Origin of the sequence: Microbacterium pygmaeum (assembly GCF_900100885.1) — a bacterium.
Taxonomy (GTDB): domain Bacteria; phylum Actinomycetota; class Actinomycetes; order Actinomycetales; family Microbacteriaceae; genus Microbacterium; species Microbacterium pygmaeum.
Genome location: NZ_LT629692.1, coordinates 2,646,198 through 2,660,218 on the forward strand (window position 1 = coordinate 2,646,198; position 14,021 = coordinate 2,660,218).

Below are 14,021 nucleotides of genomic sequence, written 5' to 3' on the forward strand. Positions count from 1 at the left end.
CGTGGCGACATCCACCCCCGTCCGGCATGCCTGGCGAGCGCTGACCGGCCTGCTGGTCATCACCGCCCTCCTGTTCGGTATCAACGCCCTCGGCGTCTACGTGTTCAAAGGAAGCTCGTGGAGCCCCGAGCTCGCCCTCGACCTGCAGGGCGGGACGCAGATCATCCTCGAGGCGCAGACCTCGGACGGCGCGGATCCGACCACCGATCAGATGAACCAGGCGGTCACGATCATCCGCCAGCGTGTCGACGCCTCCGGTGTCGGCGAGGCGGATGTGACCACCGAGGGTGGCAAGAACATCGTCGTGCAGATCCCGGGGCAGGCCGACGAGGCCACCCGTCAGCGGATCGAGGCCTCGGCGCAGCTCCAGCTGCGCGCCGTGCTCTACACCGGCAACCCGGCAACGTCCTACGTGGGCGATGACGGCAAGCAGACCCCGTACCCGACGCCCGACCCGTCGCTCCCGTCGACCCCGACTGCCTCGCCGACCAACGGCAGCGACCCGTCCTGGATCACGCCGGCGCTGCTCGCGCAGTTCTCGGTCTACGACTGCGCCGACCCGGCGAACGACCCGGCGAACGCGCCGAAGGATCAGCCGCTCATCACCTGCGAGGCCGACGGATCGGCCAAGTACATCCTCGGGCCGGTCGAGCTGGACGGCACGTCGATCGACGACGCGACGTTCGGCCTCCAGCAGACCAACGGTCAGTGGTCGGTCAACCTCAAGTTCGACGACGCCGGGACGAAGACGTTCGGCGAGATCAGCCAGCGCCTGTTCGGCGCAGACCCGCCGCTGAACCAGTTCGCCTTCGTGCTGGACGGCTCGGTCCTTTCGGCACCGTCGATGAACGCGGTGATCCTCGGGGGCGATCCGAGCATCACCGGCAGCTTCACGCAGGACACCGCCAAGGCCCTCGCCGATCAGCTCAAGTACGGCGCACTGCCGCTCAGCTTCCAGGTCGTCAGCTCCGACACGATCTCGGCGACCCTCGGGTCCCAGCAGCTGCAGATCGGCCTCATCGCGGGCCTGATCGGTCTGGCGCTCGTGGCGATCTACTCGCTGATCGTGTACCGCGCGCTCGGCTTCGTGATCATCGCCTCGCTGGCGGTGATGGGCGTGCTCACCTACATCACGCTGTGCATCCTGGCCTGGCGCATGGGCTTCCGCCTGTCACTCGCCGGCGTCGCGGGCCTGATCGTGACCATCGGATTTACGGCGGACTCGTTCATCGTGTACTTCGAGCGGATTCGAGACGAGCTGCGAGACGGCAAGTCGATCACCGGAGCCGTCGAGGACGGCTGGGGTCGTGCCAAGCGCACGATCTACATCTCGAAGTCGATCAACATCCTCGCCGCGATCGTCCTGTACATCCTCGCCGACGCCACCGTGAAGGGCTTCGCCTTCACGCTGGGGCTCACCACGGCGATCGACGTGCTCATCTTCATCCTGTTCACCCACCCGGTGATGCAGCTGCTCGCGCGCACGAAGTTCTTCGGATCGGGGCATCCGCTCTCCGGACTGGATCCGGATGCGCTCGGCGCCGTGTATCGCGGTCGCGCGCAGTTCCGCGCTCCGGCGATCACCACTGCGACGGCGGCGGGGCGGCGCACGGCGAAGTCCCGCGGTGAGGCGGAGCGACGGCAGACCATCGCCGAGCGCAAGCAGGCCGAGCTCGCGGCCGCGAAGAAGACCAGCGGCGGCTCCGCAGGAGCCGAACCGTCTGCGGACGACACGGAGGGGACCCGCTGATGGGCCGCATGAGCCAGTTCGGCAACGACCTCTACTCCGGCAAGACGTCCTTCCCCTTCGTGGGCCGTCGGCGCTTGTGGTTCATCATCGCCGCGATCTTCGTGATCGCCGCCGCCCTGGTGCCGCTGTTCCGCCCGATCCAGTTCTCGATCGAGTTCACCGGCGGATCCCAGTTCGTGGTGTCGGGGGTGACCGACCCGGACCAGCTCGTCGCCACCGACGCCGTCCAGTCGGTGGTCCCGGATGCGACGACGAAGATCAGCACCGTGGGCACGACCGCCGTTCGGGTGCAGACCGATCAGCTCACCACCGACGAGACGCAGGCCGTCAGCGCCGCCCTCGCGGAGGCGTACGGCGTCCCGGCGAGCGAGGTCACCTCCTCGTTCATCGGGCCCAGCTGGGGCGAGGATGTGACGCGCCAGTCGCTGTGGGGACTCGCGATCTTCCTCGCGCTGACCTTCCTGATCCTGGCGCTGTACTTCCGCACCTGGAAGATGTCCGTCTCGGCGATCATCGGCCTGGTCGATGTCCTGGTGATCACCATCGGGGTGTACGCGCTGTGCGGCTTCGAGATCTCACCTGCTGCCGTGATCGGTTTCCTGACGATCCTGTCGTACGCGCTGTACGACACCACGGTGGTCTTCGACAAGATCCGGGAGAACACGCATGAGGACGGCGAGGTCTCAGGGCGCACGTTCGGCGAATCCGTCAACCTCGCCGTGAACCAGACCCTCATCCGCTCGATCAACACGACCGTCGTCGCGGTGCTGCCGACCGGCGCGATCCTGTTCATCGGACTCGTGTGGGTGGGCGCGCAGACCCTCACCGACCTCTCCCTGTCGATCTTCGTCGGAACGATCGTGGCGGCGTACTCGACCCTGTTCGTCGCCTCGCCGCTGTACTCGCTGCTGCGCGAGAACGAGTCCGGCATCAAGGCGCGCGACGCGCGCGTCCTCACTGCGCGGGAGCGCGCGGGAGTGCCCGCGTAGCGCTCGGCGATCGCCGCACCGTCCGACGGCGACGGCACTCCCAGCGGCGGGAGGGCCGTCGCCGCGGGCGTAAGATGAACGGATCCAGCTGAGGGGGAGGACCGGGATGACCGAAACCGCGCCCCCCGCGCAGTCATCGTCTCTGCGCAGGCTCGTCCCGCGCATCTTCTCGCGTTCCGCGCGGCGCGACGATGTCGAGCAGCTGCTGCGGACGGTGCGCACGCATCACCCCAAGGGCGACCTCTCGATCATCGAGCGGGCCTACACCGTCGCCTCCGAAGCCCACGACGGCCAGACGCGCCAGAGCGGTGAGCCGTACATCACGCATCCGCTCGCGGTGGCGCAGATCCTCGCCGATCTGGGGCTCGGGCCCAAGGCGATCGCGGCAGCGCTGCTGCACGACACCGTCGAGGACACCGGATACCCGCTCGACACCCTCACGGCGGCGTTCGGCGACGAAGTGGCCATGCTGGTGGACGGCGTCACCAAGCTCGACAAGGTCAAGTACGGCGAGAGCGCGCAGGCCGAGACCGTCCGCAAGATGATCGTGGCGATGTCGCGCGACATCCGCGTCCTCCTGATCAAACTCGCCGACCGCCTGCACAACGCGCGAACCTGGGGGTTCGTGCCGCCCGAGAAGGCGCAGAAGAAGGCGACCGAGACGCTCGAGATCTACGCCCCGCTCGCGCACCGACTCGGCATCCAGACCATCAAGTCGGAGCTCGAGGACCTCTCCTTCGCGGTGCTGCATCCGAAGCTGTACGTCGAGATCGAGAGCCTGGTCAAGCAGCGCACCCCGCAGCGCGAGCAGTACGTGCACAACGTCATCGACGCCGTCGACGGGGATCTGCGCGACCTGCGCATCCGCGGCCGGGTGCTCGGCCGCCCGAAGCAGCTGTACTCCGTGTACCAGAAGATGGTCGTGCGCGGCCGTGAGTTCGACGACATCTACGACCTCATCGGCATCCGGATCCTCGTGGGGAGCGTCCGCGACTGCTATGCGGTCCTCGGCGCCATCCACGCACGGTGGACGCCGATTCCTGGCCGGTTCAAGGACTACATCGCGACGCCCAAGTTCAACCTCTACCAGTCGCTGCACACCACGGTGATCGGTCCAGGCGGACGCACCGTCGAGATCCAGATCCGCACGAACGAGATGCACCAGCAGGCCGAGTACGGTGTGGCCGCGCACTGGAAGTACAAGGAGCGGATGGCCGGTGGCAAGGCCGACCCGAAGTCCGTGGACGCCGACATGGCCTGGCTCGCGCACATCTCCGACTGGCAGGCGGAGACCGCCGACCCCGGCGAGTTCCTGGATTCGCTGCGCTTCGAGATCGGCGCCAAAGAGGTCTACGTGTTCACGCCGAAGGGCCGTGTCATCGGGCTGCCCACCGGCGCTACGCCGGTCGATTTCGCCTACGCCGTGCACACCGAGGTGGGCCACCGCACGATGGGCTCGAAGGTGAACGGCCGGCTGGTGCCGTTGGAGACCGTGCTCACCAGCGGCGACGTCGTGGAAGTGTTCACCTCGAAGAATCCGGATGCCGGACCCAGCCAGGACTGGCTCACCTTCGTGGCCAGCACGCGGGCGCGCAGCAAGATCCGCGGGTGGTTCACGAAGGAGCGCCGCGAAGAGGCCGTGGAGCAGGGGAAGGAGGCGATCGCGCGCGCGATGCGCCGTCAGAACCTGCCGCTGCAGCGTCTGATGAGCCAGGACTCGTTCACCGACGTGGCCCAGCAGCTCAAGTACGAGGACGTCTCCGCGCTGTACGCCGCGGTCGGTGAAGGCCACGTCTCGACGCAGTCCGTTATCGAGAAGGTCACCGCGCTCGTTGCGGCCAACGACACCTCGACCGGGCCGATCGATCTGCCGCAGGTCGGACGCTCCCGCAGGCCCCGCGACGGGGATTCGGGTGTGCTCGTGCGCGGCGCGCCGGACATCCTGGTGAAGCTCGCGAAATGCTGCACACCGGTGCCGGGAGATGACATCGTCGGCTTCGTCACGCGGGGCAGCGGCGTGTCGGTGCACCGCACGGACTGCACGAACGTGAAGTCGCTGATGGACGATGCCGAACGACTCATCGAGGTCGAGTGGGCACCGACCACCAAGAGCATCTTCCTCGTGCAGATCCAGATCGAGGCGCTGGATCGCTCGGGGCTGCTCAGCGATGTCACGCGCGTGCTCAGCGAACATCACGTCAACATCCTCTCCGCGACGGTCTCGACCACGAATGACCGGCTGGCCCTGAGCCGCTTCGTGTTCGAGATGGGCGACATCGTCCACCTCGAGCGCGTCCTCAACGCGGTACGCCGGATCGACGCCGTCTACGACGTCTACCGGGTCACCTCGTCCTGACGACCGAGCTCAGATCAGCCCCCGCAGGAATCGCACGGCAGGCCGCTTGTACGGCACGGCCCCACGATCCTCCAGCCACCGGATCGCCTCGAGAGCGCAGCCCGGCATGCTCGATGCGAGCTGCCGAGCGGCATGGGCATGCTCGACGTCATCGACACGTGACAGGTCGGCCATCGTGCGCACCGGCGTGGTGACCAGAACGCTCCCGATGACGACCAGGTCGCTCGGCTCGACGGCGCCGTCACGGTAGAGCAGGCGCTGTCCCATCACATGGTGCAGGCGCCGGGCGACGGCACGCTGCACGGTGTGGCGCTGCGGAGGATCGTGCAGCGCACCGTGCACCCACGCGGCGCTCAGGTGCGTGGCGGCCAACTTCTCCCCGAGCAGCTCTCGAAGCGAGCCGGCCCGCAGTTCGCGCGTCTCGACCGCGTCGGCGGGGATGTACGCCTCGCCGAGTTCGACCACGTGTCCGTCCAGGCGCGCCGCGCTGAGCTCGGCCTGAGAGAGCCGTGCACCGGCGAAGTACAGGAACGGAGACGACATGCCAGCCACTGTGCCGCAGCGTGTCGGCGATGCGGGCTCGTCGCCGGATTCTGTGGAGAATCCGGCGACGAGCGACCGAGGATCAGGACCCGCCGAGGGCGTTCAGCCAGGCGCGACGCGCGTCCAGCGCCTCGGTGGCCTTGGCGATGGCCGACGCATTGCCCGACTTCGTCGCTGCAGCCAGTTCGTCCTCGAGCTTCTGGATCGCGTCCATCAGCTGCCGCGTCATGTCGTTGGCGCGCGCCTTGGTCTCCGGGTTGTTGCGCTTCCAGTCGGTCTCCTCGCGACCGCGCAGCGCCTGCTCGATCTTGCGCAGTTCGTCGTCGAGGGTCCGCTCCTGATCGCGGGGGAAGATGCGTCCGATGTCGTCCCACTGACGCTGGATGTTCGTCAGTGCTGCGCGGGCCTTGGCGATGTCCGGCTCGTCGCCGATCGTGCGCGCCTCGACGAGAAGCTCGCGCTTGGCCACGATCTTCTCGCGCGATTCCTCGGCGTCCGCCGCCTCGCGCTCTCCGCGGGCTGAGTACAGGGCGTCTCCGGCAGCTTTGAAACGCGCCCAGAGTGCGTCGTCGGCCTTCTTGCCGGCCCGGCCGGCGGTCTTCCACTGGTCGAGGAGCTCACGGTACGCGCCGATCCCCTCCTCACCCCTCGGGGCGAGCGCCTCTGCGCGCTCCACGAGCCGCGATTTCTGGTCGCGGACGGCCTTGTGCGCTTCGTCGAGTTCCGAGTAGAACTCGCGGCGGTGCTTGTCGACGGTCGCGCGCGCGTCGCGGAAGCGCTTCCAGAGCTTCTGCCCTGTCGCCTTCGGCAGACGGGGTCCGCTCTGCTGCTGGGCCTGCCACTGGTCGAACAGCGAAGCCAGATCGGCGGATGCCTGCTTCCACTGAACGGAGCGGGGGTCCTTCGCGGCGAGGGCTTCGGCCTGTTCGACGAGGGCGGTGCGCGCGACCACGGCCGCGTCGACTGCCTCGCGGGCGGCGGCGGCTTCGGTCTCGGTCGCTGCGGAGAGCTCCTCGGTCAGTGCACTCACGCGAGCCTCCAGGCTCGCGAGGTCGCCGACGGCGGCAGCCCCCTGCAGCTTGTCGGACAGCGCGCGTGCCGTCGAACGCAGATCTGCAGCGGGCGCGCCGCCCCGGCGGTGCCGCGCCTCCAGGAGTGCGACCTCGCTGGCCAGATCGGCGTACTTGCGCTCGAAGTAGGCGAGCGCCTCGTCCGGGGTCCCGTCTGGGTACTGGCCGACTTCACGCCACCCGTCGGCTTCGCGCACCGAGACGGTGCCGTCCTCGGTGACCCGACCCCACGGCTCGCCGGCAGCAGCGGGTGCCGGATGCACGGGCTCGGCTGAGCGCGGAGCGACCGGCGCGACAGCCGCGGGGCGCGGCATCGGACGCGGGACGGGGCGCGCGATCGCGGACGGCGCGGGAACCGGAGCGGATGCCGGCGCAGCCGCCGGCTCGGTCTCGGCCGCGCTCTGCGCGGTGTCGTCGGCGGGGGTTTCGGGAGTGGAGTCTGCTGCTGCAGTCACGGGATGCACCTCATCGCGGCTGAGCCGCCTGCGGGGGAATGGACGGCTCCCAAGCCTAGTATGCGGCGCGGTCCGGGCAACGGGCGGGAGTTCGCGCCCGCCGCCTCACTGCGTCGCGGTGGGGGTCGGCGACGGTGCCGGGGTCTCGGTCGGGACCGGTGTGGACGTCGGGGCGGGGCTGACCGAGCTCGTGGGGCTCGGCGCAGGTGCGCCAGGACCGGCGAGGAAGTAGGCGGTCTGTCCACCGATCACGGCGAGGATCAGCAGCCCGCCGCCGATGCCCGCGATGAGGTTGTCCCGCGTGCGTCGCCGGGCCACACCGTCGTGGAAGGCCTGCCGGGCTTGGTAGACCCGAGCACGTTCCCGCGCCTGCGCCGTATCGCGCTGCTTGCCGCCGCTGGCCACCGGGCCTCCTCGATGCCCGGTCGCTGCCGGGGCTGGTCGATCTTACGGTGCGCTCCGGGGGCCACCCAAATGCGGGGCGAGCGCGGACCTCGCCTGACGGGCCGCCGCGTCCGGGGCCGCGGGTAGCCTGGATCCGTGACTCCGACCGCACTGTTCCAGGGGCAGACGCCGCTCGCAGTGCGCATGCGACCCACGTCGCTCGACGAGGTCGCCGGCCAATCGCACCTGCTTCGCCCGGGTTCCCCCCTGGTCCTGCTCGCCCGTCCCGACGTCTCCACCGGCGCCGCGACCTCCGTCATCCTGTGGGGTCCGCCCGGCACGGGAAAGACCACTCTCGCGCAGGCCATCGCACGATCCTCCGGTCGCCGCTTCGTGGAGCTGTCCGCAGTCACCGCCGGTGTCAAGGACGTCCGCGAGGTCATGCAGGAGGCGCTGACCCAACGCGATCTCTACGATCACTCCACGATCCTCTTCCTGGACGAGATCCACCGGTTCACCAAAGCCCAGCAGGACGCGCTGCTGCCCGGGGTGGAAAACGGCTGGATCGTGCTGATCGCGGCGACCACCGAGAATCCGTCGTTCTCGGTCATCTCGCCGCTGCTCTCGCGGTCGCTGCTGCTCACCCTCCAGTCGCTGACCGATGACGACCTCGGGCTCCTGATCGACCGAGCCGTCGCGGACTCCCGCGGACTCGGGGGCTCGGTCACGCTCGATGCCGATGCGCGCGCGGCGCTCGTCCGACTCGCCTCCGGCGATGCGCGTCGCGCGCTGACCGCACTGGAGGCCGCCGCATCACTGGCCGAGCCCGCAGCGGACGCCGACGAGGCGGTCGACGCGCCCACCATCACTGCGGACGACGTCGCGAACGCGGTCGATCGGGCGCTGCTGCGCTACGACCGTCAGGGCGACGAGCACTACGACGTCATCAGCGCCTTCATCAAATCGATCCGCGGCTCGGACGTGGATGCATCGCTGCACTATCTGGCCCGCATGGTCGAGGCGGGGGAGGATCCGCGGTTCATCGCCCGTCGGCTCGTGATCTCGGCTGCGGAGGACATCGGGCTCGCCGACCCCCAGGCGCTCGTCATCGCCGTCGCCGCCGCGGACGCCGTCGCCTTCATCGGCATGCCCGAGGGACGCATCCCTCTGGCCGAGGCCACCGCCTACCTCGCCACCACCGCGAAATCCAATGCGGCCTATCTCGCGATCGACAAGGCCATCGCCGATGTGCGGGCGGGTGGCTTCGGGCGCGTGCCGGCGCACCTGCGCGACGCGCATTACCCGGGCGCCAAACGGCTCGGCCACGGCAAGGGCTACATCTACCCGCACGACTCCGACATCGGCGTGTCGGCGCAGCAGTACCTGCCTGACGATCTGGTCGGCAGGCGCTACTACGAGCCCACCAATCACGGCGCCGAGCGCGACGTGCAGGCTCGCCTGGACAAGATCCGACGCATCCTCGGGGGGCGTTGAGCCGATGCCGCCTGTCGATCGGATCCGCAACATCGCCGTGGGCCTCGTCGTGCGCGAGGGCCACGCCCTGGTCGAGATCTATCCGGCGACCGAGCGGCACGAACCGTTCGCCCGGGCGCTCGGCGGCGGCGTGGAGTTCGGCGAGACCGCGGCTGCCGCCGTGCGCCGGGAGTTCCTGGAGGAGCTGGGAATCGAAGTCGATGAGGCCGTGCCGCTGGCCGTCACGGAGAACATCTTCGATTCCGGCTGGGCCAAGGGCCACGAAGTCGTCCACGTCTTCCTGGTGCGCAGCGCCGCGCTCGATGCGCTTGCGCTGAGTGGGGGGCTGCCGGTGCTGGACAACCACACGATCGCGCGCTGGGTTCCCCTGGCCGATCTGCGGGCGCAGAAGCCGCCCTTCTACCCGGTCGGGATGATCGATCTCGCGGAGGCGCTGGATCGGGCGCCCTCGCCCGGACGGACTCCGGACGCCGACCTGCTAAGCTAGATCGGCTCGAAACATCGTTTTCGGGTATCTCCTTCCCCCATCACACCTCCGGTGCGCCCCGACGTGCGCGCCGATCAGGAAGGGCCGGAGATACGTCCATGAGCCGCGAAAGACGCGGCCATGTCGTTTTGGAAGGACACACCAGTGCCCACGAAGTCCCAGGACCGCCGCAAGGTCCGCCTCTCCCGCGCGCTCGGCATCCCGCTGACGCCGAAGGCCGCGAAGTACCTCGAGAAGCGTCCGTACGCTCCGGGCGAGCACGGCCGCACCAAGCGCAAGCAGGACAGCGACTACGCGGTCCGCCTCCGTGAGAAGCAGCGTCTGCGCGAGCAGTACGGCATCCGCGAGAAGCAGATGCGCAACACGTTCAACGAAGCCCGCCGCACCCAGGGCCTGACCGGTGAGAACCTGGTCGAGCTGCTCGAGATGCGTCTGGACGCGCTCGTCCTGCGCGCCGGCTTCGCCCGCACGACCGCACAGGCACGTCAGCTCGTCGTGCACCGCCACATCCTGGTGGACGGTCAGACCGTCGACCGCCCGTCGTTCCGCGTGAAGCCGGGTCAGCTCATCCATGTCAAGGCCAAGAGCGAGGGCACCGAGCCCTTCCAGGTCGCAGCCGCCGGCGGTCACGCCGAGGTGCTGCCCCCCGTTCCCGGCTACCTCGAGGTCGAGCTCGACAAGCTGCACGCACGTCTCGTGCGTCGCCCGAAGCGCGCTGAGGTCCCGGTCACCGGTGACGTCCAGCTCGTCGTCGAGTACTACGCCGCGCGATAGCGCGCCGCAGGCGGTTGTCGAGGAGGCGCGTCAGCGCCGAATCGAGACACCGCGCAAGAACGATCACCTCTCAGAAGGGCGCCGGGGCAACCCGGCGCCCTTCGGTGTTAAGCCCTACGATGGACGGGGCCGCGCCGTGCGGACGAGGAGTGGTGACATGAGAAATCTGCTGTGGTTCCTGTTCGGCGTGATCGGCGGCTTCGTCGCGGCGCACCTGATGAACAAGGATCCCCGTGGCCATGAGGTCCTGGCAGAGGTCGACGCCCGCATCACCGAATTCACGGACCGCATCGGCGATGCATACCGCGAGCAGGAAGCGCGCATCTCCGGCATCGTCGACGGAGTGAAGGATGCCGCAGGCGACGCCTACGGCACGGCCAAGGATGCTGCCGGCGACGCCGTCGACAGCCTCAAGAGCACGGCCTCCGGTGCGGTGGATGCGGCATCCGCGGTCGCCGGCAAGGCGACGGACGCCGTCTCCGACGCGGTCGATTCCGCCGCGACCGCTGCGAAGAAGCTCACCGACTGACCCAGCCCGCCGGGCACCCGCCGAGTGCGGGTGTGCTCGCCTGCTCACCCGAGGACAAACGCATGAAGACCGCAGAGATCGCGCAGCGCTACCTGGACTTTTTCGAGAAGCGCGGCCACGTGATCGTGCCATCCGCATCGCTCGTGACCGATGACCCGGCCCTCCTGTTCACGGTGGCCGGGATGGTGCCGTTCATCCCGTACCTCAGCGGCGACGTGCCCGCTCCGTACGCACGCGCAGCGGACGTGCAGAAGTGCATCCGCACCAACGACATCGAAGAGGTCGGGCACACCCCGCGCCACGGCACGTTCTTCCAGATGCTGGGCAACTGGTCCTTCGGCGACTACTTCAAAGAGGGCGCGATCGGCTTCGCCTGGGAGCTGCTGACCACTCCGTATGAGGACGGCGGCCTCGGATTCGACCCGAAGGACCTGTGGGTCACGGTCTACGAGGAAGACGACGAGGCGCACGACCTCTGGCTGAAGCTCACGACGCTCCCCGAGGATCGCATCCAGCGACTCGGCAAGGACACCAACTACTGGAGCACTGGCCTTCCCGGGCCGGCGGGTCCCTGCAGCGAGATCTTCTTCGACCGCGGGCCCGCGTACGGCATCGACGGCGGACCGGCGACCGATGACGATCGTTACGTCGAGATCTGGAATCTCGTCTTCATGCAGTACGAGATCACGAACGTCACCTCGAAGTACGACTTCGACATCGTCGGCGAGCTGCCCCACAAGAACATCGACACCGGCATGGGCCTCGAGCGCATCGCGTTCATCAAGCAGGGCGTCGACAACATGTACGAGACCGATCAGGTGCGCCCAGTGCTCGACAAGGCCGTCGAGCTCTCCGGCCGCACGTACGGCGCCGACCACGAGGACGACATCCGCTTCCGGGTCATCGCCGACCACGTGCGCTCTTCGCTCATGCTGCTCGCCGACGGGGTGACCCCTGCCAACGACGGCCGCGGCTACATCCTGCGCCGTCTGATGCGCCGCGCCATCCGCTCGATGCGCCTGCTGGGCGTCGACGGACCCACGTTCGGCCAGCTGTTCGCCGCATCCCGCGACGCGATGAAGTCGGCGTACCCGGTCGTGGAGGCGGACTACCCGCGCATCGAGCAGTACGCCCTCGCCGAGGAGGCGACGTTCCTGCGCACCCTGGCGGCTGGCTCCGCGCTCCTGGATGACTCGCTGGCCAGCACGAAGGACGCCGGCGGCACGACGCTGCCCGGTAACGAGGTGTTCCTGCTGCACGACACGTACGGCTTCCCGATCGAGCTCACACTGGAGATCGCCGAAGAGGCGGGTCTGACCGTGGACCGCGCCGCGTTCGACACCCTCATGCTCGAGCAGCGCACGCGTGCCAAGGCCGACGCCCGCTCGCGGAAGCGCCAGCTCGCCGACACCAGCGTCTATCGCGACCTGCGCGCCAAGGGCGAGACGGTGTTCACGGGATACACCGACCTGGAGACCGAATCCACGATCCTCGGGATCCTCGTCGACGGGGTGCCGGTGGACCGCGCGACCGCTGGGCAGATCGCCGAGGTCATCCTCGCGGAGACGGCGCTGTACGCCGAGTCCGGCGGTCAGGTCGCCGACAAGGGCGTCATCGTCGGCCCGGGCTATGAACTGGATGTCCTGGACGTGCAGAAGCCGGTCGCCGGACTGATCAGCCACACCGTCGAGGTGACCACGGGCGAGGTCTCGGTCGATGCGCCCGCGACCACCGTCGTGGACGCCGTGAACCGCCGCGCCGCGCAGCAGGCGCACTCGGCGACGCACCTGATCCACGCGGCGCTCCGCGACACGCTCGGCTCCTCCGCGACCCAGGCCGGCTCGCTCAACCGTGCCGGCTACATGCGCTTCGACTTCTCGTGGGGTCAGGCGCTCTCCGAGGCGACCAAGAGCGAGATCGAGGAGATCTCCAACAACGCGATCCGCGACAACCTCGAGGTCACCACCCGCGTCCTCGCGCTGGATGAGGCCAAAGCCCTCGGTGCGCAGGCCCTGTTCGGTGAGAAGTACGGCGAGGTCGTGCGGATGGTCGACATCGGCGGCCCCTGGTCGCGCGAGCTCTGCGGCGGGACGCATGTCGGACGCAGTGCCGAGATCGGGTTGATCAACCTCGTCGGCGAGTCCTCCGTCGGCGCGTCCAACCGACGCGTGGAGGCACTCGTCGGGTTGGACGCGTTCCGCTCGCTTGCCGCCGAGCGTGCGATCGTCTCGCAGCTCACCTCGACGCTGAAGACGCCGCGCGACCAGCTGCCCGCGCGGATCGCGGAGCTGACCGCCAACCTCAAGGCCGCCGAGAAGAAGATCGCGGCGTTCGAGTCGAAAGCACTCGGCGACCGTGCCCCTGCGCTCCTTGCCGCTGCCACGACGGTCGGCCGGCAGCGGGTCGTGGCCGAATCGCTCGGGTCGGCGGCATCCGCCGACGACGTCCGCACGCTCGCGCTGCAGGTACGCGACCGACTCGGCGGCGACGCGGGCGTCGTGGCGCTCGGCGCGGACGTCGGCGGACGTGCGGTCGTGATCGTCGCGACGAACGAGGCCGCGCGGTCCGCAGGCGCGAAGGCCGGTGCGCTCGCCAAGATCGCCGCGGGCGTGCTCGGCGGCGGCGGCGGCGGACGCGACGATGTGGCACAGGGCGGCGGGACGGATGCGTCGGCGCTGCCGAGCGCGCTGGCCGCGGTGAAGGATGCGCTCTCCGCGTGAGTGGATTCCGTCGAGGCGTGCGCCTCGGGATCGATGTCGGCGCGGCGCGCGTGGGCGTCGCGAAATGCGATCCCGACGGTCTGCTGGCGACTCCCGTGGAGACGGTCGCCCGCAACGAGCATGCCGTGGCGCGGATTCTCGAGCTGTGCGTGGAGTACGACCCGACCGAGATCCTCGTCGGACTCCCGCTGAACATGCGAGGCGAGGACACGGCCTCCACGACCGACGCGCGGGCCTTCGCGGCAGCCGTCGCCGCGGCATCCGCCGTCCCCGTCCGTCTCGTCGACGAGCGTCTGAGCACGGTCTCCGCACATGCCGCTCTGCGCGATTCGGGCAGAACACAGCGTTCCTCTCGTAGCATTGTTGACCAGGTCGCCGCGGTGGTCCTGCTTCAGCAGGCGCTCGATGTCGAGAAGAACACCGGCCGACCGCCCGGAATCCCCGTCCCCCCGGCCCAGGAGCCCGCCTGA

At 69.0% G+C, this 14,021-nt stretch carries 12 protein-coding genes; 9 read left to right on the forward strand and 3 right to left on the reverse strand.

Annotation, left to right across the window (positions count from 1 at the left end; all coding sequences use genetic code 11):
• The first annotated feature begins 1 nt into the window (after nucleotide 1).
• The 3 genes from secD to BLT19_RS12710 all read left to right on the forward strand — a co-directional run bounded on the left by secD (nucleotide 2) and on the right by BLT19_RS12710 (nucleotide 5,095).
• On the forward strand, nucleotides 2–1,750 hold the full coding sequence (gene secD / locus BLT19_RS12700) for a protein translocase subunit SecD (RefSeq protein ID WP_091490866.1): 1,749 nt from the start codon (nucleotides 2–4) through the stop codon (nucleotides 1,748–1,750).
• The gene (secF, locus tag BLT19_RS12705) at nucleotides 1,750–2,739 is read left to right on the forward strand and encodes a protein translocase subunit SecF (RefSeq protein WP_091490868.1); all 990 of its coding nucleotides are present in this window, start codon (nucleotides 1,750–1,752) and stop codon (nucleotides 2,737–2,739) included. Before secD ends, secF begins: the two co-directional genes overlap by 1 nt.
• A gap of 106 nt (nucleotides 2,740–2,845) precedes the next feature.
• The gene (locus BLT19_RS12710) at nucleotides 2,846–5,095 is read left to right on the forward strand and encodes a RelA/SpoT family protein (protein ID WP_091490870.1); all 2,250 of its coding nucleotides are present in this window, start codon (nucleotides 2,846–2,848) and stop codon (nucleotides 5,093–5,095) included.
• Nucleotides 5,096–5,104: 9 nt separating this feature from the next.
• Here BLT19_RS12710 and BLT19_RS12715 read toward each other — a convergent pair whose 3' ends face one another.
• From BLT19_RS12715 to BLT19_RS12725, 3 genes are all read right to left on the reverse strand, one after another.
• Entirely contained in the window at nucleotides 5,105–5,638 is a 534-nt protein-coding gene (locus BLT19_RS12715; protein WP_091490873.1) for a type IV toxin-antitoxin system AbiEi family antitoxin, read from the reverse strand.
• 82 nt (nucleotides 5,639–5,720) lie between these two features.
• Nucleotides 5,721–7,022 (reverse strand): DUF349 domain-containing protein, encoded by a 1,302-nt coding sequence (locus BLT19_RS12720; protein ID WP_091493971.1) that lies wholly within the window; start codon nucleotides 7,020–7,022, stop codon nucleotides 5,721–5,723.
• 246 nt (nucleotides 7,023–7,268) lie between these two features.
• Nucleotides 7,269–7,568 carry a dioxygenase gene (locus BLT19_RS12725; RefSeq protein WP_091490875.1) on the reverse strand — a complete coding sequence of 100 codons (300 nt, stop codon included), beginning with the start codon at nucleotides 7,566–7,568 and terminating at the stop codon, nucleotides 7,269–7,271.
• A 183-nt stretch (nucleotides 7,569–7,751) separates the two neighbouring features.
• Between BLT19_RS12725 and BLT19_RS12730 the strand changes: the two genes are divergently transcribed.
• The 6 genes from BLT19_RS12730 to ruvX all read left to right on the forward strand — a co-directional run bounded on the left by BLT19_RS12730 (nucleotide 7,752) and on the right by ruvX (nucleotide 14,021).
• Nucleotides 7,752–9,041 (forward strand): replication-associated recombination protein A, encoded by a 1,290-nt coding sequence (locus BLT19_RS12730; protein ID WP_091493975.1) that lies wholly within the window; start codon nucleotides 7,752–7,754, stop codon nucleotides 9,039–9,041.
• A 4-nt stretch (nucleotides 9,042–9,045) separates the two neighbouring features.
• Nucleotides 9,046–9,528, forward strand: a complete 483-nt coding sequence (locus tag BLT19_RS12735; protein WP_091490878.1) for an NUDIX hydrolase — start codon at nucleotides 9,046–9,048, stop codon at nucleotides 9,526–9,528.
• Between the two features lie 144 nt (nucleotides 9,529–9,672).
• A complete protein-coding gene (rpsD, locus tag BLT19_RS12740) occupies nucleotides 9,673–10,302 on the forward strand; it encodes a 30S ribosomal protein S4 (RefSeq protein ID WP_091490880.1) in 630 nt (209 codons plus the stop codon).
• Nucleotides 10,303–10,459: 157 nt separating this feature from the next.
• Nucleotides 10,460–10,831 carry an ATPase gene (locus BLT19_RS18005; protein ID WP_231917651.1) on the forward strand — a complete coding sequence of 124 codons (372 nt, stop codon included), beginning with the start codon at nucleotides 10,460–10,462 and terminating at the stop codon, nucleotides 10,829–10,831.
• Between the two features lie 62 nt (nucleotides 10,832–10,893).
• Entirely contained in the window at nucleotides 10,894–13,551 is a 2,658-nt protein-coding gene (gene alaS / locus BLT19_RS12750) for an alanine--tRNA ligase (RefSeq protein ID WP_091490882.1), read from the forward strand.
• A complete protein-coding gene (ruvX, locus tag BLT19_RS12755; RefSeq protein ID WP_091490884.1) occupies nucleotides 13,548–14,021 on the forward strand; it encodes a Holliday junction resolvase RuvX in 474 nt (157 codons plus the stop codon). The genes alaS and ruvX overlap by 4 nt, the downstream gene beginning before the upstream one ends.